This window comes from Streptomyces sp. NBC_00597, from assembly GCF_041431095.1.
Taxonomy (GTDB): Bacteria; Actinomycetota; Actinomycetes; order Streptomycetales; family Streptomycetaceae; genus Streptomyces.
This window is the reverse complement of sequence record NZ_CP107757.1, coordinates 5291595-5316045: the sequence shown is the minus strand read 5'-3', so window position 1 is coordinate 5316045 and position 24451 is coordinate 5291595. Positions and strand designations below refer to the sequence as shown.

Here is a 24451-nt window from a genome sequence, read left to right as displayed (position 1 = left end):
CCGCGCCCGCCCGTAGCCGCGCCGGAAGCGATCACGGGCTAAGGCGTGCCCGCAGTGGCGGCCCGGCCCGCCGGAGGGATGTTCTGGTTGAGCCGGAACACGTTCCCCGGATCCCACTCGCCCTTCAGCGCCCGCAGCCGGTCCAGCTTCCGCTCCCGCGAGCCGTAGGCCTGCCGGATCCGCTGCTCGCCCTCGTCCATCAGGAAGTTCACGTACACACCCGCGTGGTACGGCTCCAGCGCCGACCAGAACTCCCGGACCCACCCGCACTCCTCGGCGAAGCCCTCCGCCGTGGGCCGGATCCCGTTGATGTTCAGCATGTGGCCGAGCCCGCGTCCACCCGCCGCCGTGTCGTCCTCCCCGACCCGGGCGACCGCGCCGCCCAGCTGGAACAGCGGGAACCCGCTCTGCGGCGAGACGATCCGCCCCGCGTACCGCGCCATCGTGTCCACGACCCCGTCGGCGAGCCGGTCGAGGCCACAGCCCCGGAAGTAGTACCACCAGCCGTGCGGGAACGACGCGTCGAACATCGCCTGGTGCGCCAGGTACGGCTTGGGCCGGCACAGATCGAGCAACGGCCGCCCGAACTCCCGCATCGGCCGCAACACTTCCCCACCGGCCTCCGCGTCCCCCACCCAGCAGGCGATCACCATCACCACCGGCCTGCCGTGCAGCTCCTGCGGGATCGCCGGGAGCGGAGGGGCCTTGCGGTGGACCACGATCGTCGTCAGCTCGTCCGGCACGTCCTCGATCCAGTCCCGGTAGAACCGCATCACCTGCGCCGACTCCTGCGCCGGCCACAGCACCGGGCCGGCCAGCACGGTCGGGCCGACCGGGTTCAGCCGGAACGTGAACTCCGTGACGACGCCGAAATTCCCGCCCGCCCCGCACATCCCCCAGAACAGCTCCGGCTCGTGCACCGCGCTCGCCGTCACCCGCTCCCCGGCCGCCGTGACCAGGTCCACCGACAACAACTGGTCCACGCTCAGCCCGTACTTGCGGCTCAGCCAGCCGATCCCGCCACCGAGGGTGAGCCCCGCCACCCCCGTGTGCGTCACGATCCCCGACGGCACCGCCAGCCCGAACGGCTGCGTCGCCGCGTCCAACTCGCCCAGCAGCACCCCCGCCTGGACCCGGACCGTACGGGCCTCGGGGTCCACCCGGACCTCCTTCATCGCCGACAGGTCGATCACCACGCCGCCGTCGCACACCGAATGCCCGGGAAAGCTGTGACCGCCGCTGCGCACCGCGACCGGCGCACCCGACTCCACCGCCCACTTCAGCGCCGCCACCACATCGGCCGAACCGGTACAGGGCGCGATCAGGGCGGGGCGCCGGTCGATCGCGCCGTTCCAGATCCGCCGGCGCTCCTCGTACGGGGCGTCCCCGACCCGCACCAGACTGCCCCGGAAGGAACGCGCCAGCTCGTGGTACGCGGAATCGTCCAGTCGAACCGGAGCCGGGGCCGGAGCCCCTCCCGCAACCGGCACAGTCGAAGCACCCATGGGTCGCTCCTCGCCACTTTCCACCGAGTCTTCCACCGCGCGTCCCAGCCGGCCAGCCGACGGGGTTCGCGCAGGTCAGCGCAGGATCCGCCCGGTTGCGGGGCCGCCGCGGCGGGCGCCTGCCCGGCCGGAGCAGGGGTGGCGGGGCGTCAACCCTGCGCCCCGCCTGCGCCCCGTGTCCGCCCCGCGGACGGCCCGTCGCCCCTCCGTTCAGGAGGTCGTCCGTTCAGGAGGTCGTCAGGATCAGGCGGCCGCGGGTGCCCGACTCCGCCAGGAGGGCGTGGGCCTTCGCCGCGTCCGCCAGGGCGATCGTCTGCGCGACCCGCAGGGTCAGGGCGCCCTCGTCCACCAGCCCCACCAGCTCCGCCAGGTGCGCGCCGTCCGCCGCGACCTCCTGCTCCACCACCCGGATCCCGCGCTCCGCGGCCGGGCCCGCGTGCGGCCGCAGGCCCACGTAGACCCCGCCGTCACGGACGAAGGCCAGCGCCGGCTCCCCGAGGACCGCCGCGTCGACGACCCCGTCCACCGGCTCGGCCGGAACCGAGCCCCGCGGGACGAACCCCGTCGCGCCCAGCGACCGTACGAACTCCTCGTCCGCCTCGCCCGCCAGGGCCGTCACCACCAGCCCCGCCCGCACCGCGAGCTGCACCGCGAGCCCGCCGACCACACCTGCGGCCCCGGTGATCAGCACCGAGGAGCCGGGGGCCAGCCCCAGCAGCCCCACCGCCCGGGCCGCGGTCAGCCCGCTCAGCGGGAGCGCCGCCGCGGCGACCGCGTCCACCGTGGCCGGGGCGGCAGCCACCGCCGAGACGTCGAGCACCGCGTACTGCGCATGCGTACCCAGCGGCTTGACCGGCCCGTAGTGCAGCCCGACGACCCGCTGCCCCACCGACCAACCGGTGACCCCCGCGCCGACAGCGTCGATCTCGCCCGCCACGTCCCAACCGAGCCCGAGCCGCTGCCCGGCACCACCGAAGACGCCCACGCGGACCGCCCCGTCCACCGGGTTGACCCCGGCCGCCGCGACCCGGACACGGACCTGGCCGGCCTCCGGCTGCGGGACCGGCACCTGCACGACCTCCACCTGCTCCGGCCCGCCGAAGCCGTTCACGACGACCGCCTGCATGGTCTCCACGGTCTGCACGTTCTCGCTCATGATGTCTCCCCGGTTTCCGGTTCGGTCTGGGTTTCGGTTTCGTTCGCTCTTTCCTGCTGAGCACTAACCTAGGGAGAGGTACTCTCCATTCGTAAGTACGCACTTCAGAGTGCGTACCCGACCCGGAAGTGGGGCACCCCATGGCCACCAGCACCGCCGCCGCCCGCCGCGAAGACGCCCGCTACGCCTACGACGCCTTCCTCAAGGAGTGCCCCACCAGCCAGCTCCTGGCCCGCATCAGCGACAAATGGGTCGGCCTGATCGTCGCCGCCCTCGCCCAGGCCGACGACGCCTCCATGCGCTACAGCGACCTCGGTCGCAAGATCCCCGGCGTCAGCCAGAAGATGCTCACCCAGACCCTGCGCTCCCTCGAACGCGACGGCCTCGTCACCCGCACCGTCACCCCCACCGTCCCCGTCCGCGTCGACTACCGCCTCACCGGACTCGGCAGCAGCCTCGCCTGCCTCCTCACCTCGGTGAAGCAGTGGGCCGAGAACCACTTCGACGAGGTCAACGCCCACCGCACCACCTACGACGACACCACCGCGACCTCGTAATTCGGCCGCGCCACCCCGCCACCCAATGGCATGCTGACAGCGTGAACGGACCCGCCATTCAGCTCACCCTCGCCCCCGAACTACGCCTGTTCGCCCCGCCCAGCCGGCGCGCCGAACGCGTACCGACCGCCACCGACGGCGCCTCCAGCCTCGGCCACGTCGTCGAATCGGCCGGCGTCCCGCTCACCGAGGTCGGCCGGCTCCTCGTCGACGGCCACGAGGTGCCCGTCTCGTACGTGCCCCGCGCCGGGCAGAGCGTGGAAGTCCTCGGCGTCGAACGTCCCCAGCAGATCGAGGGCGCCCCGCTGCGCTTCCTCCTCGACGTCCACCTCGGCACCCTCGCCCGCCGCCTGCGCCTGCTCGGCGTCGACGCCGCCTACGAGAACGAAGACATCGGCGACCCCGCCCTCGCCACCCGCTCCGCGGCCGAACAGCGCGTCCTGCTCTCCCGCGACCGCGGACTGCTGCGCCGCCGCGAGCTGTTCGCCGGAGCGTACGTCTACAGCGACAACCCGGACGAGCAACTGCGCGACGTCCTCGGCCGGTTCGCCCCCGCACTCACGCCCTGGACCCGCTGCACCGCCTGCAACGGACCACTGCGGCAAGCCGACAAGGACAGCGTCGGCGACCGCCTCGAAAGCGGAACGCAGCGCTCGTACGACGTCTTCGCCCAGTGCACGGCGTGCGAACGCGTCTACTGGCGCGGCGCCCACCACGCCCGCCTGGAGCGGATCGTCAGCGAGGCCGTGGAGGAATTCGGCGGCGTGGCCACCCCGTAGGGCGGCCACGCCGTAGGACGAGGGTCAGAACGCGTACGAGTCGCCCGTGTCCAACGCCAGCACCGCGTGCTGGTTGTTGGACAGGTCCCGGTCGGACGCCCCGCCGTTCCACCACGTGTCGATCCGGACCATCACCTCCGGCACCGGCTCCTTCAGCGCCAGCAGCAGCCCGATGTGCCGGCCCCGCCCGTGCAGCGGCAGCGCGCCCGTCTCGCACACCAACTCGCGCAGCCCGGCCCGTACGCAGCCCTCCGCCAACTCCTGCCGGTCCGCGAGGTCCGCCGACAGCCGCACGCGCAGCGTCGCGTTCGCCAGCGCGGCCGGCCCCTCGTTCTGCGGCACCACCCACACCCGCAGCCGCCCCTGCTCCAGGGACACCCGCCCGTGGTACGCCACGTCCGCCTCGGGACCGCTGCGCGCGCTCCCGGAGACCCTCGGGATCCCGGACGCCCAGGACACCTCGGACGCCCCGGAGACCCCGGACGCCCTGGAGACCCCGGACCCGCCGGACACCCCGAGCACCAGCAGACCCGCCACCACCACACTCCGTACGGCACTACGGCGCACCGCCACCACCTCCACGCGCGGAGGCTAGCCAGCACCGCCCCCGACCGGTCGGACCATCACACGAACGAGGGCGAGCCCTCCCCCAACCGGCGGGCGGCGCCCCGGGCCCGCCTGCGTACGCTTCGAGCCATGCTGATCGCCCGCTCCGCCGCCCTGTTCGCCCTCGCCGCCCTCCTGGAGATCGGCGGCGCCTGGCTCGTCTGGCAGGGCGTGCGCGACCACAAGGGCTGGGCCTGGATCGGCGCCGGGGTCATCGCCCTCGGCCTCTACGGCTTCGTCGCCACCCTCCAGCCCCAGGGCGACTTCGCCCGCGTCCTCGCCGCGTACGGCGGCGTCTTCGTCGCCGGCTCCCTCCTCTGGGGCGTGGCCGCCGACGGCTACCGCCCCGACCGCTGGGACATCGCCGGAGCCCTCGTCTGCCTCGCCGGCACGGCCGTGATCATGTACGCCCCGCGCGGCCGCTGAGCCCCGCCTATGCTGGCGGGGATTCGCCCGTACGAACGACCGAACCGCCGAACGACCGAGGAGCCCGCACATGAGCACGGCCGCCACCAACCGGACCGCCGTAGTCACCGGCGCGAGCAGCGGCATCGGCGCGGCCACCGCCCGGCAGCTCGCCGACGCCGGCTACCACGTCGTCCTCACGGCCCGCCGCAAGGACCGCATCGAGGCCCTCGCCGCCGAGCTGACGGCAGCCGGCCACTCCGCCGCGGCCCACGCCCTCGACGTCACCGACCGCCCCGCCGTCGACGCCTTCGCGGCCTCCCTCGACCGCTGCGACGTCCTGGTCAACAACGCCGGCGGCGCCATCGGCGCCGAGCCCGTCGCCACCAGCGACCCCGCCGACTGGCGCACCATGTACGAGGTCAACGTCATCGGCACCCTCAACCTCACCCAGGCCCTCCTCCCCGCCCTCATCGCCTCCGGCGACGGCACCGTCGTGGTCCTGTCCTCCACCGCCGGCCACGCCACGTACGAGGGCGGCGCCGGCTACGTCGCCGCCAAGAACGGCGCCCGCGTGCTCGCCGAGACCCTCCGCCTGGAGATCGTCGGCCAGCCGGTCCGCGTCATCGAGATCGCCCCGGGCATGGTCAAGACCGAGGAGTTCGCCAAGACCCGCTTCCGCGGCGACGCGGAGAAGGCCGAGAAGGTCTACGCGGGCGTGGCCGCCCCCCTCACCGCCGATGACGTGGCCGACACCATCACCTGGGCCGTGACCCGCCCCAGCCACGTCAACATCGACCTCCTGGTGGTCCGCCCCCGCGCCCAGGCCTCGAACACCAAGGTCCACCGCGACCTGTAAGCGGCTACGGGACGAGCCCGGCCGCCTTGAGGTGCGGCACGAGGGCCGCCGGCTTCAACCCGGCGGCCTTCGCCGCACCCAGGGCCCGCTCCAGATCGGCCGCCAGCGTCGGCGTGAAGTGCAGCAGCACGATGTCCCCGGCCTTCAGCTGCGGGGTCGGTGGCGTCTCGGCCCAGGTCGTGAAGTCGTACGTCCACGTGACCAGCGCCTTCACCCCGCGCGCCTTGGCCGTGGCCCGCACCTCGTCGTTCACGGCCCCGTACGGAGGCCGCAGCAGCTTCGGCTCGCGCCCGTGCGACACGACGGGCGGCAACCCCACCCCTCCCCGAGTCCATCGGCATCACGCGCGAACTCCCCGGGACCGCCTCCTCGACGGCGACGAGGACTGATCCCACACGGAAGGGCCCGGACCGGGATCGGTCCGGGCCCTTCCAGTCCCCCGTAAACCGCACCCCGGGCTCAGCCCTTGATGCAGATGACCTGCTTGAGCTTGGCCACGACCTGGACGAGGTCCGTCTGCTGGTCGATGACCTGCTCGATCGACTTGTACGCGCCCGGGATCTCGTCGACCACGCCCGAGTCCTTGCGGCACTCCACGCCCTTGGTCTGCTCGGCCAGGTCCCGCGCCGAGAAGCGCTTCTTCGCGGCCGTCCGGCTCATCTTCCGGCCCGCTCCGTGAGACGCCGAGTTGAACGACTTCTCGTTCCCCAGCCCCTTCACGATGTACGAGCCCGTCCCCATGGAGCCCGGGATGATCCCGTAGTCACCGCTGCCGGCGCGGATCGCGCCCTTGCGGGTGACCAGCAGGTCCATGCCCTCGTACCGCTCCTCCGCCACGTAGTTGTGGTGGCAGCTGATCTCGCGGTCGAAGGACACCTTCGCCTTCCGGAACTCCTTGCGGAGGACCTCCTTGAACAGGCTCATCATCACGGCCCGGTTGTACTTGGCGTATTCCTGCGCCCAGAAGAGGTCGTTGCGGTACGCCTCCATCTCGGGCGTCGCCGCAAGGAACACCGCCAGGTCGCGGTCCACCAGACCCTGGTTGTGGTCCAGGCTCCGGGCCACACTGATGTGGTGCTCGGCGAGCTCGTTGCCGATGTTGCGGGAACCGGAGTGCAACATCAGCCAGACCGAACCTGACTGATCAAGGCAGAATTCGACAAAATGGTTGCCCGATCCGAGTGTTCCGATCTGCTTTGCGGCCCGTTCCCGACGGAATTTGACCGCATCCGCCAGGTGGTCGAACCGTTCCCACAGCCCCTCGTACCCCTCCACCGGAAACCCGTACAGCCGGTCCGGGTCCACCGGGTCGCGGTGCATGCCCGCGCCCACCGGGATGGCGCGCTCGATCTTGGAGCGGAGGCCCGACAGGTCCCCCGGGAGGTCGTTCGCCGTCAGGGACGTCTTCACCGCCGACATGCCGCAGCCGATGTCGACGCCCACCGCCGCCGGGCACACCGCGTCCTTCATCGCGATGACCGAGCCGACCGTGGCGCCCTTGCCGTAGTGGACGTCCGGCATGACCGCCAGGCCCTTGATCCACGGAAGCGTGGCGACGTTGTGCAGCTGCTGCATCGCGCCGGCCTCGACCGACGCCGGGTCGGTCCACATCCGGATCGGGACCTTCGCCCCCGGTACCTCTACATACGACATAACGCTTCAATCCCCCGCGAAACACAGAAAGTTCGTAATACGCAAAAAGCCTCGCTCATGGCCCCAAAACAGACAGGGGACCGGCGCCAGCACCAGCGTGTGCGATAGACATTGTGTTCATCCGCGTCCAAAGCGCGGCAACGCATTTTTCCTGACCGCCGGGCCGCCGGCCGGTCGAAGGGAGCCAGTGGACGTGCAGCGCAAGGCGGTACGGCGAGGTGTCCTGCCGGGCATCGCGATGCTCACCGCACTCATGGCCGGCGTGGCCGGCCTGACCGGGTGCACCAGCGGCAGTGGCGTCGGCTCCGACAGCGACTCCAAAGCGGGCGACAGCAGCCCCGCACCCGCACCCGCCGGCAAGTACCGCAGCCTGCCCGCGCCCTGCAAGGCCGCCGACGCCAAGCGCCTGCGCGCCATGCTCCCGACCGGGGACAGCCTCACCGACGAGCAGCGCGCGCAGCTGTACGCCGGCAGTGCGGACACCTCGTACGACGGCGACCGGCACGTCGGCTGCCGCTGGACCGCGCAGACGCCCCAGGAGACCCGGCTGCTGTCGGTGGGCTTCGAGCGCGTGGTGTCGTACGACCGGACGCTCATGAGCGACGACGACAAGGCGCGGCAGGTGTACGTGCGCCGGCTGACGGACGCGCACCTGCCGTTCCCCGGCCCCACGACGAGCCCCACGCCGAGCCCCGCGACCAGCGCCGCGACCGGTCCTGCGGCCAGCCCCGGCACCCCTGCGCCCGCCGGCCCTCCCCCGGCCGCCGGGCAGTCTCCGTCCCCGGCCGGCAGCAGCCCCACCGCCCCGCCGCCCGAGCTCGGGTCGCGCGTTCTCGAAGGCCTCGGTACCGAGGCCTACATCGAGGACAAGCTGAGCGCGGCCGGTGCCAGCGCGGCGCAGGCGCGGACCGTGCGGATTGTGTTCCGCACCTCGAATGTGATCGTCACGGTCGAGTACAGCGTGCAGCCCGCGCTGCCCGGTACGGTTCCTTCGAGCCCCGAAACACAAGACAAGGCACGGCAGTTGGCGCAAGCACTCGTCGAGCGGTTCAACGAGTGAGAGAGGGCGCGGGGGGCTCGGCGTGACGGCGCGCACAGCAGGCGCGCGCCGGGTCGGGCTACCGTTGCTCGGGTCCCGCGCCCGCACCGCGTCCACAGAACGCGCCCCACAACGTACTGAAGGAACCATGCACCGATCAGCCTCGCGCCTCACTCGCGTTCTCGCTTGCGCAGCCGTCCCGGTGATCCTCACCGTCGCCGGCTGCTCGTCCGATTCGGGCAAGACCTCCGGTTCGGGCGGCGACAAGAAGCCCGGCGCGTCCTCGTCCTCCGCCAAGCCGAGCGGCAAGGCGTCGGCTCCCCTGGAGAAGGCGGCGTTCGCGACGCTGCCCGACCCGTGCAAGGCGATCCAGACGGCGACCGTCGGCACCCTCGTCCCCGAGGCGAAGGACAAGAACGGCACCGCGACCAAGTCGAACGACTTGACCACCCGTGCCAGCTGCTCCTGGAACGGCCTGGACGAGGACGGCCTGAAGGGCTCGCAGTACCGCTGGCTGTCGATCTCCACGGTCCGCTACGAGTCGCACGCCTCGCTCGGCAGCGCGAACAAGCGCGCCGAGGACCAGTACACCAAGCAGGTCGAGGCCGCGAAGGCGTCCGAGGGCGCGCACGACGTGAAGGTCGAGCAGGCCGGCGGCATCGGCGACCAGGCGACCTCGGTCGTGTACGGCGTGAAGAAGGACGTCGACTTCTTCAACACGACGATCGTGGCGCGCACGCAGAACGTGGTGGTCACGCTCGACTACAACGGTGCGGCGTACGAGGGTGCGGGCGCTCCGGATCAGGCCAAGCTGCTCCAGGACGCGATCGCCGCCGCGAAGGAGGCGGTGGCCTCGGTCGCCACCGCCAACGAGCAGCAGAAGCAGCCTGAGCAGCAGGCTTCTCCCTCCGCGCAGTAGGTCCCGGCGGGTCGGGGTGGCTTAACGGGAGGCTGACATTCAGTCACCTGTGCAGTCACCCGTACGCTGTGCCTGCCGTAGCTCGACAAGGGGAGGGGATCGCGGGTGGCCGCGATGCAGCTGACTCGTACGCACCGGATACTCATCGGCGTCGTGGTCGCAGGAGCCGTGGTCATCGCGGGGATCGGTTTCGCCGGTTCGTACGCCGCGGTGCGCGCGCTCGCCCTGCAGAAGGGCTTCGGGAACTTCTCGCTGGTGTTCCCGATAGGCATCGACATGGGCATCTGCGTGCTGCTGGCGCTGGACCTGCTGCTGACGTGGATCCGGATCCCGTTCCCGTTGCTGCGCCAGACGGCGTGGCTGCTGACCGCGGCGACGATCGCGTTCAACGGTGCGGCGGCCTGGCCGGACCCGCTGGGCGTGGGCATGCACGCGGTGATCCCGATCCTGTTCGTGGTCACGGTGGAGGCGGCCCGGCACGCGGTGGGCCGGATCGCGGACATCACCGCGGACCGGCACATGGAGGGTGTGCGGATCACCCGCTGGTTGCTCTCCCCCCTTCCCACCTTCAAGCTGTGGCGCCGGATGAAGCTGTGGGAGCTGCGGTCGTACGAGCAGGCCGTGGGCATGGAGCAGGACCGGCTGATCTACCAGGCTCGGCTGCAGGCCCGGTACGGGCGGGCATGGCGGCGCAAGGCCCCGGTGGAGGCGCTGATGCCACTGCGGCTGGCCCGGATCGGTGTTCCGCTGGCGCAGACGGCGCCGGAGGGGTTGGCTGCGGCGGGCATCGACCCGGTGCTGCTGCCTCCGGCGGCCGCGGCGGTCGCGGGGGCGTCGGCTCCGGCCCTGGAGGCGGGCACCGCCGGGCAGGCGGGCACGCCCCAGGCGTCGGCCGCTGCCCGGGGCGCGCAGGCTCCGCAGTCCCCGCAGGCTCCGTTCGAAGGCCAGGCCCAGGTTCCGGCCCAGGCCGCTGCCCCCGTCGCCGCGGCCGTCGCCGCCGGTCACCCCGCCCCGCCGCCGTTCGCGGTGGATCCGACGGCCATGCCCGCGGCCCACGACAGCGCCTGGTTCGCCGCGCCGTTGGCCCCTCAGGCCGCGTACGAGGGCGGTTACAACCCGCAGTACGTCGAGGGCCTGGAGCCGACCCCGGTGATGCCCCCGACCGGCCCGGAGGAGTCGCAGGAGCAGGTTCCCGGCCAGCAGGAGCTGCCGATCCCGGCGGCGCGCGAGGACGGGCTCGCGGACGGGTTCGCGGACGGGTCCGTGGACGAGGCGAAGTTCACGGAGGCGGCGTACGAGGTCTTCCGGGCGTACATCGAGGAGAACGGCAAGGTGCCGAGCCCCGAGCAGATCGACATATACCTCTCGGACCGGCACGGGATAACGCACCCGCTCGCCTTCCGGACGATCAGCCGGCTGATGCCGGAGCTCAAGCAGCGCTACCAGCGCGACCTGGAGAACGAGCACATCTCCTAGCCGTCGCGCCGACGGTACGCGCAAGGGCCCGCACCCCCGAGGGGTGCGGGCCCTTGCGCATGGCGTCAGGCCGCGAGCAGCTTGCGGACCCGGTCCGCCCCGACCGCCAGGAGCAGCGTGGGCAGGCGCGGCCCGGTCTCCCGGGTCACGAGCAGGCGGTACAGCAGCGCGAAGAAGGTGCGCTGGGCGACCTTGAGCTCGGGCGTGGGCTTGGCGTCGGGCTCCAGGCCGGCCATGACCTTCGGGACGCCGTAGACGAGCGTGGTGAGCCCGTCGAGCGACCAGTGCGAGTCGAGGCCGTCGACGAGCAGGCGCAGCGACTCGCGGCCCTCGTCGTCCAGGGAGGACAGGAGCTCGGTGTCGGGCTCCTCGCGCACGAGGGTCCGCTGGTCGGCCGGGACCTGGGTGGTGATCCAGTTCTCGGCGCGGTCCAGGCGCGGCCGTACCTCGTCGAGGGAGGTCAGCGGCTGCGACGGGTCCAGGTCGGTCAGGATGCGCAGGGTCTGCTCGTCGTGGCCGGCGGTGATGTCGACGACGGAGGCGAGCGTCCGGTACGGCAGCGGGCGCGGGGTGCGCGGCAGCTCGTGCGAGGCGACGCGTACGGCGCGGGTGTGCGCGGCGGCGTCGGCGGGGAGCACGGAGCCGTCGGCGACCTTCGCCTCCAGCTTGTCCCACTCGTCGTAGAGGCGCTGGATCTCCTGGTCGAAGGCGATCTTGAAGGACTGGTTGGGCTTGCGGCGGGCGTACAGCCAGCGCAGCAGCTGCGGCTCCATGATCTTCAGCGCGTCGGCCGGGGTCGGGACCCCGCCCTTCGACGAGGACATCTTGGCCATGCCGCTGATGCCGACGAACGCGTACATCGGTCCGATCGGCTGCTCGGCACCGAAGAGGTGCACGATCTGCCCGCCGACCTGGAAGGACGAGCCCGGCGAGGAGTGGTCGACGCCGGAGGGCTCGAAGATCACGCCCTCGTACGCCCAGCGCATCGGCCAGTCGACCTTCCAGACCAGCTTGCCGCGGTTGAACTCCGACAGCTTGACGGTCTCGCCGAATTCGCACTCGGTGCAGACGTAGTCCAGCTGCGTGGTCTCGTCGTTGTAGGAGACGACCTTGGTGAAGTCCTTGTTGCACGCCCCGCAGTACGGCTTGTACGGGAAGTACTCCGAGCCGTCGGCGCTGCCGTCGTCCTCGTTCGCCGCGCCGGAGCCCTCGGCGGCCTCCAGCTCGGCGTCGTCGACCGGCTTCTGCTGGGGCTTCTTGCCGCCCGGCTTCTGCTTCGTGCGGTACTGGGCCAGGACGGCGTCGATGTCGCCGCGGTGCTTCATCGCGTGCAGGATCTGCTCGCGGTAGGTGCCGGCCAGGTACTGCTCGGTCTGGCTGATCGGGTCGTACTCGACGCCCAGCTCGGCCAGCGCCTCGACCATGGCGGCCTTGAAGTGCTCGGCCCAGTTCGCGTACGCGGAACCCTCGGGGGCGGGCACGGCGGTCAGCGGGCGGCCGATGTGCTGGGCGTGGGACTCCTCGGTGACGCCGGGGATGCCCTTGGGCACCTTCCGGTACCGGTCGTAGTCGTCCCAGGAGATCACGTGCCGGACCTCGAAGCCGCGGCGGCGGATCTCGTCGGCGACCAGGTGCGGGGTCATGACCTCGCGGAGGTTGCCGAGGTGGATCGGGCCGGAGGGGGAGAGTCCGGACGCGACGACGACAGGTTTGCCGGGTGCTCGGCGCTCCGCCTCGGCGATGACCTCGTCCGCGAAACGGGAGACCCAGTCGGTCTCGGTGCTGCTCTGAGCCACGACACGTCCTTCTATCTCGAATGCTGTTCAGCCATTCTCCCAGACGGAGCGGGCCGCTCCGGGGTTGCTTCCGCCCGTGGCCGTCCCGCTCGATATCCCGCGAAGCGAAGGGGCCTCACGTGGGATACTCGGCACTTGTCGGAACAACCAAGTGCACCCACCAGCACGACCTCACAGGAACGGCAGCTCATGGCCTCGGTCCCTTCCCTCGCTTCTTCCGTCAATCAGCGCGTCGCGGACGCCCTCGCCTCGGCCCTGCCGGAGGCCGGTGGCGCCGACCCGCTGCTGCGACGAAGCGACCGGGCCGACTTCCAGGCCAACGGCATCCTGGCGCTCGCGAAGAAGGCCAAGGCCAACCCGCGCGAGCTGGCGACGACCGTGGTCGACTCCCTCCCCGCAGGTGACCTGATCAAGGAGATCGAGGTCTCGGGCCCCGGCTTCCTCAACATCACGGTTTCCGACCGGGCGATCATCGAGACCCTCGCCGCGCGCGCCGGCGACGACCGCCTCGGTGTCCCGTACGCCGCGAACGCCGGCACGACGGTGATCGACTACGCGCAGCCGAACGTCGCGAAGGAGATGCACGTCGGCCACCTGCGGTCCGCGGTCATCGGCGCGGCGATGGTCGAGATCCTGGAGTTCACGGGCGAGACGGTGGTCCGGCGCCACCACATCGGCGACTGGGGCACCCAGTTCGGCATGCTCATCCAGTACCTCCTGGAGCACCCGCACGAGCTGGACCACAAGTCGGAGCAGGAGGTCTCCGGCGAGGAGGCCATGTCCAACCTGAACCGCCTCTACAAGGCGTCGCGGGCGCTCTTCGACTCCGACGAGGAGTTCAAGACCAGGGCGCGGGCCCGGGTCGTGGACCTCCAGGCGGGCGAGGCGCAGACCCTCGCGCTGTGGCAGCGGTTCGTCGACGAGTCGAAGATCTACTTCTACTCCGTCTTCGACAAGCTGGACATGGACATCCAGGACCCGGACGTCGTCGGCGAGTCCGGCTACAACGACATGCTCGTCGAGACGTGCAAGCTGCTGGAGGAGTCGGGCGTCGCCGTCCGCTCCAACGGCGCGCTGTGCGTGTTCTTCGACGAGTACAAGGGCCCGGACGGCAACCCGACCCCGCTGATCGTCCAGAAGTCGGACGGCGGCTTCGGCTACGCCGCGACCGACCTGTCGGCGATCCGCGACCGCGTCGGCAACCTGAAGGCCGACACCCTGATCTACGTGGTCGACGCCCGCCAGTCGCTGCACTTCAAGATGGTCTTCGAGACGGCCCGCCGCGCGGGCTGGCTGAACGACGAGGTCAAGGCCGTACAGCTGGCCTTCGGCACGGTCCTCGGCAAGGACGGCAAGCCGTTCAAGACCCGTGAGGGCGAGACGGTCCGGCTGGTGGACCTCCTCGACGAGGCGGTCGACCGGGCGACGGCCGTCGTCCGCGAGAAGGCGGAGAAGGTCGGCCTGTCGGAGGAGGAGATCGTCGAGAACGGCCGGTACGTCGGCATCGGCGCGGTCAAGTACGCGGACCTGTCGACCTCCGCCGCGCGCGACTACAAGTTCGACCTGGACCAGATGGTCTCGCTGAACGGCGACACGTCCGTGTACCTCCAGTACGCGTACGCCCGGATCAAGTCGATCCTGCGCCGCGCCGGGGACCGCGAGGCGGTCGCGCACCCGGAGCTGGAGCTGGCGCCGGCCGAGCGCGCGCTGGGCCTGCACCTGGACCAGTTCGGCGAGCTGATCGCCGAGGCGGCCGCCGAGCACGCCCCGCACAAGCTGGCCGCGTACCTGTACCAGCTGTCCTCGCTGTTCACGACGTTCTACGACCAGTGCCCGGTCGTGAAGCCGGAGCCGGAGCTCGTCGTCGGCGAGAACCGCCTGTTCCTGTGCGACCTGACCGCCCGGACGCTCTCGAAGGGCATGTCCCTCCTGGGCATCCGCACCCCCGAGCGCCTCTGACGGCTCCCGCCCCGCCGATGTGACGAGGCGCACAGGGAACGTTCTCCCCGTGCGCCTCCTCTTCGTCGTGTTGGTTTCCGACACCGAGGGGGCACTCATGAGGGACACATCGCGGCGCCGGGCGGGGATCGCCGTGGGGACGCTGCTGGCCGTGGACGGGCTGGCGCACCTGTACTGGGCCACCGGGCGGACCTGGCCCGCGGCGAGCGAGCGCGGCCTGTCCCTCGCCGTCCTCGGCGCGGAGGTCTCCTTCGCCCCGCCCGTCGTCCTGCCGCTCGCGGCGCTCACCCTCACGGGTGCCGGGGCCGTCCTGGCGCACGCCCACGGCCGCGGCGGGCGCGTCACGCGGGCGCTCACCGGCGCCGTCGCGGCCGGGCTGGCCGTACGGGGCGTCGCCGGCCTGGGGTGGGCCGCCGGACTCCTCGACAGCCCGGCCGGCCCCTTCTACGGGCTGAACCTGTTCCTCTACACGCCCGCCTGCCTCGGCTTCGGTTGGGCCGCCACCCGGTTGGCCCGCGCCCGGTGACCCCCGCCGAACACGACCGCGGCGTCACGCTCGCCCGGGCCGCCCTCGCCGGCAACACCCTGGCGATGCACGACCTGCTCGACCACCTCACCCCGTACATCGGCCGCATCTGCACCCCCATCGCCCTCGCTGACGGCCCCGACGCCTGCCAGGAGGCCCTGGTGGCGGTCTTCCGTGCGCTGCGGTCGCTGCGCGATCCGCAGACCCTGTACGGCTGGGTCCGCGCCATCGCGGTCCGTGAGGCCGTCCGCACCGCCCGCCGCGCGGCCCGCGCCCGCCCCGCCGAACTGGCCGACCTCCCCGGCACCGGCGACCCCGAGCTCGCCGCCGACATCGACGACGTCCTGGCCCGCCTCTCGCCCGACCACCGGGCCGTCCTGGTGCTGCGGGACGTGGAGGGCCTCGACGAGGAATCCGCGGCAGCCCTCCTCGGCGTCCCGCCGGGCACCGCCAAGTCCCGGCTGCACCGGGCCCGTACGAGCTTCCGAAGGGCGTGGTCCGCATGACGCACGACGCGTACGCGATCGACGAGGTGAACCGCCTGCGGGTCATGGCGGCCGGAGTCTGGGGCGCCCGCGTGGTCGAACGGGTCCTCCCCGCACCGCTGGACGCCGTCTGGACGGTGATGGGGGACCTGGAGGGCGAGTTCGGCCGCTTCCAGCCGGACATGCGCAGCGTCCGCGTCCTACGGGTCACCGGCGACCGGGTGGAGGCCCTGGCCCGCAGCAAGTACGGCTTCCGCGCCCACTTCCGCGGAGTCCTGCGCCCGGGCTGGTGCTGGCTGCAGAGCCGCTTCCTGATCATCGGCATGGCCGCCGCCCCCGACCCCGCGGGCGGCACCCGCGTGGCCCTGACGGGCGGCCTGCGCATCCCGTCCCGCGCCGCACTCGTCCCGTTCGGCGCGTCCGCGGAACTGACCCGCGCCATGACCCGCCTGCAGGCCCGCACGGACCACCGGACCCGGCAGGACCGCCCCCCGGCCCCGTGACCCGCCCCGGTCATCACCGCCGGACGGCCGTGAGGGACTCGAAAGTCCCTCACGGCCGTTCGTGGGTCAGCGGCTGAGCGGGTAGGAGTGCCGACCCGTGGCCTCGTCGATCTCCGAGTGGGCCTTCTGCAACATCTGGGACGCGAGATCCATCAGCGCACGAGCGCCTGCGATCTCTTCCCCGACCCGCAGCTGCTCCGGGTCGGAGGGGTGACGCATGGCGTAGCCGTGCGCCCTCATCTCGGAGCCGTCGCCGAGTCTGACCATGGCCGCCGCGCTGGTGCGATGGCCTTCCTCGGTGAATTCGAGCTCCACGTGCCACCCGACGAGTGTGGGCATGGTGCATCACCTCCAGGGGGTCACCCTTCACTCCAGGGTGCGCCAGGGGTGCGGGGAACGCGAGCGGGGGCGGGGCGCGGCGGCCGTCCGTGGCCGGGCACGAGCCGGACCGAAGATTTTTTCGGCGGGCTGTCACACACGTGCGGCGCGGCGGGTCATGAGGGTGAAGAGCGCAACGAAGCCGCCCGATGAGGAGCATCCGATGTCCACCACCACCACCGTCGTCACCATCGTCGCCGCCGTCATGTCGGGCTTCTCGGGTGCGTCGGTCTTCCTCCGCGCCAAGTACGTAGTCGAGCCGCTGGCCGCCTACGGGGTCCCCCGGTCGTGGTGGAACCTGCTGGGCGCGGCGAAGGCCGCGGGCGGCATCGGCCTCCTCGTCGGGTTCTTCGTCCCGGTGATCGGCCTGCTCGCCGCCGTCGGCCTCGTCCTGTACTTCACCGGAGCCGTGATCGCCGTTCTGCGGGCGCGGGCCTACGGGCACGCCCCCTTCCCCCTCGTCTACATGGCCCCCGTGGTCGCCGCCCTGGCGCTCGGCTTCCCCGCCTGACCCGGCCTGGCCGCCGCAGGGCCCGCCCCACCGCCGTGGGAGCGGGCCCTGCGGCCGGACCCCCGCCGCCGCCCCGGCCCCCACCCCGAGCACGGCACCCCACCCCGCCTGAGTACCCGCACTCATGTGCCGCTTCGGTCAGCGCAGTTGACTGTGGTCATGGATCAGCACCAGGACCACGACCAGGACACCTCGCACGACCGGCGGGCGTTCGTCGCGCCGCTCGTCTCCACCCTGCTGACGCTGCCGATGGCCCTCGTCGCGTTCTTCTTCGTCGGGCTGTCCCCCATGGCCTGCGACTCCTGCGGGGACGCGGCGAGCGACCGGTTCGACGCCTCGTACGACATCGCCTTCCCCGTCTTCACCACCGGCCTGCTGCTCGCCCTGGCCGTGCTGGTGATCTGCTGGGCGCTGCCACGGCAGCGGCGGAACTCCGCCCGCCGCATCGGGTTCGCGCTGCTCGCCCCCGCCGCCGTCGTCCTGGACTGCATCGTGTTCACCGGCATCGTCGACTGGCCTTGAGCCGCGGGGTCGTTGCCGACCGGTCGCGCCGCGCCGGGCCGCGCCGGATCCGGTCCGGTCCGGTCCGGTCCGGTCCACAAAGTGACGGACCGCCGGCCCGCTCCGTGAGCCCGCGCCCCGGCCCCGCCTACGCTGCCCCGCATGGGCAGAGCGGGGCGAGCGGGGCCGAGGTGGTGGCGCGCCTGGCGGCGGGTCTGGCGGGCCGGACCTCCCTCCGGGTCCGACCGACCCTGGCCCCTGCGCTGAAGCGCCGGCTCAGCGCGCTTCGCGCAGCCAGCCCGCGACTTCGGTGGCCCAGTACGTGAGGATCGTGTCCGCGCCGGCCCGCTTGATGCCGAGCAGGGTTTCCAGGATGGCGCGGTCGCGCTCGATCCAGCCCTTCTCCGCCGCCGCCTCGACCATCGCGAACTCGCCGCTGATCTGGTACGCGGCCACCGGGACGTCCACCGCCTGCGCGACCCGGTACAGGATGTCCAGGTACGGGCCGGCCGGCTTGACCATCACCATGTCCGCGCCCTCCTCCAGGTCGAGCGCCAGCTCCCGCAGGGACTCCCGGGCGTTCGCCGGGTCCTGCTGGTACGTCTTGCGGTCGCCCTGGAGCGACGAGGCGACGGCCTCGCGGAACGGGCCGTAGAACGCCGACGAGTACTTCGCGGTGTAGGCGAGGATCGAGACGTCCTCGTGCCCGGTCTCGTCGAGCGCGTCGCGGACGACGCCGACCTGGCCGTCCATCATGCCGCTCGGGCCGACCACGTGGACGCCCGCGTCGGCCTGGACCTGGGCCATCTCGGCGTACCGCTCCAGCGTGGCGTCGTTGTCGACGCGCCCGTTCTCGTCCAGCACACCGCAGTGGCCGTGGTCCGTGTACTCGTCCAGGCACAGGTCGGACATGATCACCAGATCGTCGCCCACCTCCGCCTTCACGTCGCGGATCGCGAGCTGGAGGATGCCGTCCGGCTCGGTGCCCGCCGTGCCCAGCGCGTCCTTGTTCTCGTCGGCCGGAACACCGAACAGCATGATCCCCGCAACGCCCGCTTCCACCGCCTCCACCGCAGCCTTGCGCAGCGTGTCGCGGGTGTGCTGGACCACGCCCGGCATCGCCGAGATGGCCAGGGGCTCGCTGATGCCCTCCCGTACGAACGCCGGGAGGATCAGGTCCGAGGGGTGCAGCCGGTTCTCCGCGACCATCCGCCGCATCGCCGGGGTGGTGCGCAGCCGGCGGGGCCGCGAGCCGGGGAAGGATCCGTACGCGCTCATACTCAGTCGCCTCTTCGAGCTTCGAGAACAGTCGGGATCCAGCGTAGGCCGTGCCCCCGGCCGCTCCGGGCCGGGCCCGCCGTGCACGGAACCGGGGACGGGTACGAGGCGGAGCCGGAACGGCACAGGGCCCGGACGCGGCTGCGTCCGGGCCCTGGTCAGGCTCTGCCCACCGGTCAGGTCGTACGGCGCCGGCGTGCGCCCGGGCGGCGTTCGCTCGGGCGGGACACCGACTCGCCCGCCTCCTTGGCCGCGTCGCGGCGCGCCGCGCCGTACTCGGCCAGCGCCTCGGCCAACTTGCTGACGCTCGGCTCCGGCGACAGGACGTCGACCCGCAGGCCGTGTTCCTCCGCCGTCTTGGCGGTGGCCGGCCCGATGCAGGCGATGACGGTCACGTTGTGCGGCTTGCCGGCGATGCCGACGAGGTTGCGCACCGTCGAGGACGACGTGAAGAGAACGGCGTCGAAGCCGCCGCCCTTGATCGCCTCGCGCGTGTCGGCCGGCGGCGGCGACGCGCGCACGGTCCGGTAGGCGGTGACGTCGTCGACCTCCCACCCGAGCTCTATCAGGCCCGCGACCAACGTCTCGGTCGCGATGTCGGCGCGCGGCAGGAAGACGCGGTCGATCGGGTCGAAGACCGGGTCGTACGGCGGCCAGTCCTCCAGCAGTCCGGCCGCGGACTGCTCGCCGCTCGGCACCAGGTCCGGCTTGACGCCGAACTCGACGAGCGCGGCGGCGGTCTGCTCGCCGACGGCTGCGACCTTGATGCCCGCGAAGGCCCGGGCGTCGAGCCCGTACTCCTCGAACTTCTCGCGGACGGCCTTGACCGCGTTGACGCTGGTGAAGGCGATCCACTCGTAGCGGCCCGTCACCAGGCCCTTGACCGCGCGCTCCATCTGCTGCGGGGTGCGCGGCGGCTCCACGGCGATGGTCGGCACCTCGTGCGGCACCGCGCCGTACGAACGCAGTTGGTCGGAGAGCGAAGCGGCCTGCTCCTTCGTACGCGGTACGAGGACCCGCCAGCCGAACAGCGGCTTCGACTCGAACCAGGCCAGCTCCTCGCGCCGCGCGGCGGCGCCCCGCTCACCGACCACGGCTATGACCGGCCGGGCGCCCTCGGGCGACGGGAGCACCTTGCCCTGCTTGAAGACCTGGGCGATGGTCCCGAGGGTGGCGTTCCAGGTCCGCTGGCGCGTCGTCGTACCGGCGACGGTCACCGTGAGCGGGGTGTCGGGCTTACGCCCGGCGGACACCAGCTCGGCGGCAGCGCTCGCCACGGTCTCCAGCGTCGCGGACACGACGAGGGTGCCGTCGCTGGCGCCGACCTCGCTCCAGCAGCGCGCGGAGGCGTTGCGCGCGTCGACGAAGCGCACGTCCGTGCCTTCGTCGCCCCGGCCGCCGCGAAGCGGTACACCGGCGTACGCGGGCACGCCGACGGCGGTCGCGACCCCGGGGACCACCTCGAAGGGGATCCCGCCGGTGGCGCAGGCGAGCATCTCCTCGGCCGCGTCGCCGTCGAGTCCGGGGTCGCCGGTGACGGCACGGACGACCCGCCTGCCGGAGCGCGCGGCCTCCATGACAAGATTGGCCGCGTCCCGGATCACCGGGACACCGGCGGCTGCTGACACTTCGTCAGCAATCGTCAGCTGCGGCGTGTCCACTCCCGCGCGCGCATGCGTGCGTACGACCTCAAGAACCTCGGGCTCCGCGATCAGTACGTCCGCGGCCGCGAGCGCCTCGACGGCGCGGAGCGTCAGCAGACCCGGGTCACCGGGGCCGGCACCGAGGAAGGTGACGTGCCCGTGGGCGGCGACGACCGGACAAGCGGAGGTGGTCGGACGTGAGGGGTTCAAAGCGATCGCTCCCCCATCAGACCGGCCGCGCCCTTGGCCAGCATCTCGTCCGCGAGTTCGCGGCCGAGCGCCATGGCCTCGTCATACGACTGGGGCACGGGACCGGTGGTGGACAGCTGCACCAGCGTCGAGCCGTCGAGGGTTCCGACGACGCCGCGCAGGCGCATTTCATTGACAACCTGGCCGTCGGCCAGCAGATCGGCGAGCGCACCCACAGGTGCGCTACAACCGGCCTCCAGGGCGGCGAGCAGGGAACGCTCGGCGGTCACGGCGGCCCGGGTGTGCGGGTCGTCGAGCTTGCCGAGCGAAGCGATGAGCTCCGCGTCGGACGCGAGGCACTCCACGGCCAGGGCACCCTGGCCCGGAGCCGGCAGCACGCAGTCCACGGACAGCAGGTCGGTGGCTTCGTCACCGCGGCCGATCCGGTTGAGCCCGGCGGCGGCGAGGACGACGGCATCCAGCTCGCCGTCGCGCACGAAACCGATCCGGGTGTCGACGTTCCCCCGGATGGCGACGGTCTCGATGCGCTTGCCGAGGCTGCGCGCGTAGTGGTTCAGCTGCGCCGTGCGGCGCGGCGAACCGGTACCGATGCGGGCGCCGTCGGGCAGCTGCTCGAAGGTCAGGCCGTCGCGGGCGACGAGCGCGTCGCGCGGGTCCTCGCGCAACGGCATGGCCGCGATCACGAGCTCCTCGGGCTGCGCGGTCGGCAGGTCCTTCAGCGAGTGGACGGCGAAGTCCACCTCGCCGCGCAGCAGCGCGTCGCGCAGCGCGGTGACGAACACGCCGGTGCCGCCGATCTGCGCGAGGTGCTCGCGCGACACGTCACCGTAGGTCGTGATCTCCACGAGCTCGACGGGCCGGCCGGTGATCGCCCGTACCGCGTCGGCGACATGGCCGGACTGGGACATGGCCAGCTTGCTTCGCCGCGTGCCGAGCCGGAGGGGCTGGTCGAGACGTGGATTCATGATGCCCGTCCTGAGTCGTCGTTCTTGTCAGCCTTGTCGGCCTGTCCCGCCTGATCGACCTGTCCGGCCTGACCGGCCGCGTCGGCCCGGCTGACGGAGGCCACCGTCTGCGGGTCGAGGTCGAAGAGTTCGCGCAGCGCCTCGGCGTACCCGGCGCCGCCGGGCTCGCTGGCGAGCTGCTTGACGCGCACGGTCGGCGCGTGGAGGAGCTTGTCGACGACACGGCGCACGGTCTGGGTGACCTCGGCCCGCTGTCGTTCGTCCAAGTCCGGGAGCCGCCCGTCGAGCCGTGCCACTTCCATGGCCACGACCTCGGCGGCCATCGCCCGCAGGGCGACGACGGTCGGCGTGATGTGCGCGGCGCGCTGAGCGGCCCCGAAGGCGGCGACCTCTTCGGCGACGATCCCGCGTACGGCGTCCACGTCGGCCGCCATCGGCGCGTCGGCCGAAGCCTCGGCGAGCGATTCGATGTCGACGAGCCGCACGCCCGGGATGCGGTGCACGGCGGCGTCGATGTCGCGCGGCATGGCCAGGTCCAGCAGGGCCAGCCGTACCGGCGCCACGTCGACCTGGCTGCGGGCGCCCTTGCGGGGCTGCCGCTGTGCGGCCGCTTCACCTTGGTCGGCCCATGTGCCGTGCAGTTCGAGGGAGTTGGCGTCGACTCCGGTGAGGGCGGCCCGTCCGTCGCCGGCCGGCACGTCGACGGGGCACCCGTCGCGGTCCGCCCCGGGCGTGATGGTCCGCGCCACGCCCCCGTCGGCGAGGCGCACCCCGGCCTCGGCCGCGGCGACGAGCCGGGCCAGGACGTCGGCGTCGGCCGGGCCCAGTCCGGCGCCTGCCGGCTTCGCGGGCGCCGGCGGCGCAGGGGCCGGGAGCACGGCGGGGGCAAGGGGCGCCAGGCCCGAGGGGCCCTGCGCCAGGGCCGCGGCCACGTCGTCGCCGGTCAGCACCAGCCCGGTGGCCCCCGTGCAGGACACGACGATGTCGACTCGTGTCAGCTCGTCGACCACCGAGGCCATCGGAACGGCGCGCGCGGCCACCCCAGTGCCTGAGGCAACCAGAATTTCGGCCAAACGGTCCGCCCGCTCGGCGGTGCGGTTCGCCACGACGATCTCGGCGACACCGATCCGCGCCAGCGTGGCGGCGGACAGCGAGGACATCGAGCCGGCGCCGATCACCAGGGCCCGCTTGTCCTTGGCCCAGACGTCCACCGGCTCGCGCCCGGCGGTCAGCTGTTCGAGCCCGAAGGTCACCAGCGACTGCCCGGCCCGGTCGATACCGGTCTCGGAGTGCGCCCGCTTGCCGACGCGCAGCGCCTGCTGGAACAGGTCGTTGATCAGCCGGCCGGCGGTGTGGAGCTCCTGCCCCAGCGCCAGCGCGTCCTTGATCTGCCCGAGGATCTGGCCCTCGCCGATCACCATCGAATCCAGTCCGCACGCCACCGAGAACAGGTGGTGGACGGCCCGGTCCTCGTAGTGGACGTAGAGGTACGGGGTGAGCTCCTCCAGCGCCACGCCGCTGTGCTGCGCGAGCAGGGTCGACAGCTCGGCCACACCGGCGTGGAACTTGTCCACGTCCGCGTACAGCTCGATCCGGTTGCACGTGGCGAGCACCGTCGCCTCCGTCGCCGGCTCCGCGGCGAGGGTGTCGTGCAGCAGCTTGACCTTGGCGTCGGCCGACAGGGAGGCGCGTTCGAGCACGCTCACCGGCGCACTGCGGTGGCTCAGCCCTACGACGAGCAGACTCATGCCGGCATCACCGCCGGAACCTCGCCCTCGGGGCCGTTCTTGCGTGCGACGGCGGTGGTGCGCCCGGCGGGCGGCTCGACGGCGGCGGCCGGGGCCGCACCGGAACCACCGGTGGCGGGGGCCGCCTCGGCGGCGTCCTCGTCACCGGCCGCGGCGGAGACGGGGGAAGCGGAGCCGGCGCCGGCCGCCGCTTCCTCGCCGGCCTTGCGCTGCTCGTGGAACGCCAGGATCTGGAGCTCGATCGACAGGTCGACCTTGCGCACGTCGACACCGTCCGGCACGGACAGCACGGTCGGCGCGAAGTTCAGGATGGAGGTGACACCGGCGGCGATCAGCCGCTCGCTCACCTGCTGGGCCGCACCCGCCGGGGTCGCGATGACGCCGATCGAGACGCCGTTCTCCTCGATGATCTTCTCAAGGTCATCGGTGTGCTGCACCGGCATGCCCGCGACCGGCTTGCCGGCCATCGCGGGGTCGGCGTCGATGAGCGCCGCGACGCGGAATCCGCGCGCGGAGAAGCCGCCGTAGTTGGCGAGGGCCGCGCCGAGGTTACCGATGCCGACGATCACGACGGGCCAGTCCTGGGTCAGGCCGAGTTCGCGGGAGATCTGGTAGACGAGGTACTCGACGTCGTAGCCCACGCCGCGGGTGCCGTACGAGCCCAGGTAGGAGAAGTCTTTGCGGAGCTTGGCGGAGTTGACTCCGGCAGCCGCGGCGAGCTCCTCAGAGGACACCGTGGGCACCGATCGCTCGGAGAGCGCGGTGAGTGCGCGCAAGTACAGCGGAAGCCGGGCGACAGTGGCCTCGGGAATACCTCGGCTGCGGGTCGCCGGTCGGTGTGTTCGGCCAGTTGCCACGATGCTCCTGCGGGATGAGCGGGGCTGCAGGCGGTCACTTGTCCCAAGACCGCCCCGTCGAATGCAGGCTATGTCTTTGTGAACGCGTGCACAAAGATTGTGTCCGCTTTGTCCGAGCAAAGTGACCGGGGTCACGC

At 72.2% G+C, this 24451-nt stretch carries 25 protein-coding genes; 13 read left to right on the top strand and 12 right to left on the bottom strand.

Annotated features, from left to right (window positions below; all coding sequences use genetic code 11):
- Positions 1–38 precede the first annotated feature (38 nt).
- Both OG974_RS24110 and OG974_RS24105 read right to left on the bottom strand, forming a co-directional pair.
- On the bottom strand, positions 39–1505 hold the full coding sequence (locus OG974_RS24110) for an FAD-binding oxidoreductase (RefSeq protein WP_327284756.1): 1467 nt from the start codon (positions 1503–1505) through the stop codon (positions 39–41).
- 226 nt (positions 1506–1731) lie between these two features.
- Entirely contained in the window at positions 1732–2631 is a 900-nt protein-coding gene (locus OG974_RS24105) for an NADP-dependent oxidoreductase (RefSeq protein ID WP_371646899.1), read from the bottom strand.
- A gap of 170 nt (positions 2632–2801) precedes the next feature.
- Here OG974_RS24105 and OG974_RS24100 point away from each other — a divergent pair, with 170 nt between their 5' ends.
- The gene (locus tag OG974_RS24100; protein ID WP_327284755.1) at positions 2802–3218 is read left to right on the top strand and encodes a helix-turn-helix domain-containing protein; all 417 of its coding nucleotides are present in this window, start codon (positions 2802–2804) and stop codon (positions 3216–3218) included.
- Between the two features lie 41 nt (positions 3219–3259).
- Positions 3260–3997 carry a Mut7-C RNAse domain-containing protein gene (locus OG974_RS24095; RefSeq protein ID WP_327284754.1) on the top strand — a complete coding sequence of 246 codons (738 nt, stop codon included), beginning with the start codon at positions 3260–3262 and terminating at the stop codon, positions 3995–3997.
- 24 nt (positions 3998–4021) lie between these two features.
- On the opposite strand, the gene OG974_RS24090 is transcribed toward OG974_RS24095, so the two are convergent.
- A complete protein-coding gene (locus tag OG974_RS24090; protein WP_371644432.1) occupies positions 4022–4579 on the bottom strand; it encodes a hypothetical protein in 558 nt (185 codons plus the stop codon).
- A gap of 114 nt (positions 4580–4693) precedes the next feature.
- On the opposite strand from OG974_RS24090, the gene OG974_RS24085 reads away from it, so the two are divergent.
- Both OG974_RS24085 and OG974_RS24080 read left to right on the top strand, forming a co-directional pair.
- Positions 4694–5029 (top strand): YnfA family protein, encoded by a 336-nt coding sequence (locus OG974_RS24085; RefSeq protein WP_327284752.1) that lies wholly within the window; start codon positions 4694–4696, stop codon positions 5027–5029.
- Between the two features lie 70 nt (positions 5030–5099).
- Positions 5100–5867, top strand: coding sequence for an SDR family NAD(P)-dependent oxidoreductase (locus OG974_RS24080; RefSeq protein WP_327284751.1), 768 nt, complete (start codon positions 5100–5102; stop codon positions 5865–5867).
- A 4-nt stretch (positions 5868–5871) separates the two neighbouring features.
- Here the strand turns inward: OG974_RS24080 and OG974_RS24075 are convergent, their stop codons facing one another.
- A complete protein-coding gene (locus tag OG974_RS24075; protein WP_327284750.1) occupies positions 5872–6180 on the bottom strand; it encodes a hypothetical protein in 309 nt (102 codons plus the stop codon).
- A gap of 146 nt (positions 6181–6326) precedes the next feature.
- On the bottom strand, positions 6327–7520 hold the full coding sequence (locus OG974_RS24070) for an RtcB family protein (RefSeq protein ID WP_371644429.1): 1194 nt from the start codon (positions 7518–7520) through the stop codon (positions 6327–6329).
- Between the two features lie 193 nt (positions 7521–7713).
- On the opposite strand from OG974_RS24070, the gene OG974_RS24065 reads away from it, so the two are divergent.
- From OG974_RS24065 to OG974_RS24055, 3 genes are all read left to right on the top strand, one after another.
- On the top strand, positions 7714–8580 hold the full coding sequence (locus OG974_RS24065) for a DUF3558 domain-containing protein (protein WP_327284748.1): 867 nt from the start codon (positions 7714–7716) through the stop codon (positions 8578–8580).
- A 127-nt stretch (positions 8581–8707) separates the two neighbouring features.
- Positions 8708–9478 (top strand): DUF3558 family protein, encoded by a 771-nt coding sequence (locus OG974_RS24060; protein WP_327284747.1) that lies wholly within the window; start codon positions 8708–8710, stop codon positions 9476–9478.
- Positions 9479–9583: 105 nt separating this feature from the next.
- Positions 9584–10954: a DUF2637 domain-containing protein gene (locus OG974_RS24055; protein ID WP_329314240.1), complete on the top strand. Its 1371-nt coding sequence runs from the start codon at positions 9584–9586 to the stop codon at positions 10952–10954.
- 65 nt (positions 10955–11019) lie between these two features.
- On the opposite strand, the gene lysS is transcribed toward OG974_RS24055, so the two are convergent.
- The gene (lysS, locus tag OG974_RS24050) at positions 11020–12750 is read right to left on the bottom strand and encodes a lysine--tRNA ligase (RefSeq protein ID WP_327284746.1); all 1731 of its coding nucleotides are present in this window, start codon (positions 12748–12750) and stop codon (positions 11020–11022) included.
- A 189-nt stretch (positions 12751–12939) separates the two neighbouring features.
- Between lysS and argS the strand changes: the two genes are divergently transcribed.
- The 4 genes from argS to OG974_RS24030 all read left to right on the top strand — a co-directional run bounded on the left by argS (position 12940) and on the right by OG974_RS24030 (position 16223).
- A complete protein-coding gene (gene argS, locus OG974_RS24045; RefSeq protein ID WP_327284745.1) occupies positions 12940–14709 on the top strand; it encodes an arginine--tRNA ligase in 1770 nt (589 codons plus the stop codon).
- A gap of 97 nt (positions 14710–14806) precedes the next feature.
- Entirely contained in the window at positions 14807–15235 is a 429-nt protein-coding gene (locus OG974_RS24040) for a DUF3995 domain-containing protein (protein WP_371644426.1), read from the top strand.
- Positions 15232–15741 carry an RNA polymerase sigma factor gene (locus OG974_RS24035; RefSeq protein ID WP_327284743.1) on the top strand — a complete coding sequence of 170 codons (510 nt, stop codon included), beginning with the start codon at positions 15232–15234 and terminating at the stop codon, positions 15739–15741. The genes OG974_RS24040 and OG974_RS24035 overlap by 4 nt, the downstream gene beginning before the upstream one ends.
- On the top strand, positions 15738–16223 hold the full coding sequence (locus tag OG974_RS24030) for a hypothetical protein (RefSeq protein WP_371644424.1): 486 nt from the start codon (positions 15738–15740) through the stop codon (positions 16221–16223). The genes OG974_RS24035 and OG974_RS24030 overlap by 4 nt, the downstream gene beginning before the upstream one ends.
- A 66-nt stretch (positions 16224–16289) precedes the next feature.
- Here the strand turns inward: OG974_RS24030 and OG974_RS24025 are convergent, their stop codons facing one another.
- A complete protein-coding gene (locus tag OG974_RS24025) occupies positions 16290–16562 on the bottom strand; it encodes a DUF1876 domain-containing protein (RefSeq protein WP_327284741.1) in 273 nt (90 codons plus the stop codon).
- A gap of 202 nt (positions 16563–16764) precedes the next feature.
- On the opposite strand from OG974_RS24025, the gene OG974_RS24020 reads away from it, so the two are divergent.
- Complete coding sequence (locus OG974_RS24020) at positions 16765–17112, top strand: DoxX family protein (RefSeq protein WP_327284740.1); 348 nt, start codon at positions 16765–16767, stop codon at positions 17110–17112.
- 159 nt (positions 17113–17271) lie between these two features.
- Complete coding sequence (locus OG974_RS24015) at positions 17272–17634, top strand: hypothetical protein (protein ID WP_327284739.1); 363 nt, start codon at positions 17272–17274, stop codon at positions 17632–17634.
- A 255-nt stretch (positions 17635–17889) separates the two neighbouring features.
- On the opposite strand, the gene hemB is transcribed toward OG974_RS24015, so the two are convergent.
- From hemB to OG974_RS23990, 5 genes are all read right to left on the bottom strand, one after another.
- A complete protein-coding gene (gene hemB / locus OG974_RS24010; protein ID WP_327284738.1) occupies positions 17890–18891 on the bottom strand; it encodes a porphobilinogen synthase in 1002 nt (333 codons plus the stop codon).
- Between the two features lie 176 nt (positions 18892–19067).
- The gene (locus tag OG974_RS24005) at positions 19068–20744 is read right to left on the bottom strand and encodes a bifunctional uroporphyrinogen-III C-methyltransferase/uroporphyrinogen-III synthase (protein ID WP_327284737.1); all 1677 of its coding nucleotides are present in this window, start codon (positions 20742–20744) and stop codon (positions 19068–19070) included.
- Positions 20741–21709 (bottom strand): hydroxymethylbilane synthase, encoded by a 969-nt coding sequence (gene hemC, locus OG974_RS24000; RefSeq protein ID WP_327284736.1) that lies wholly within the window; start codon positions 21707–21709, stop codon positions 20741–20743. Before hemC ends, OG974_RS24005 begins: the two co-directional genes overlap by 4 nt.
- Entirely contained in the window at positions 21706–23457 is a 1752-nt protein-coding gene (locus tag OG974_RS23995; RefSeq protein ID WP_327284735.1) for a glutamyl-tRNA reductase, read from the bottom strand. Before OG974_RS23995 ends, hemC begins: the two co-directional genes overlap by 4 nt.
- Positions 23454–24314: a redox-sensing transcriptional repressor Rex gene (locus tag OG974_RS23990; protein ID WP_327284734.1), complete on the bottom strand. Its 861-nt coding sequence runs from the start codon at positions 24312–24314 to the stop codon at positions 23454–23456. The genes OG974_RS23995 and OG974_RS23990 overlap by 4 nt, the downstream gene beginning before the upstream one ends.
- Between the last annotated feature and the right edge of the window lie 137 nt (positions 24315–24451).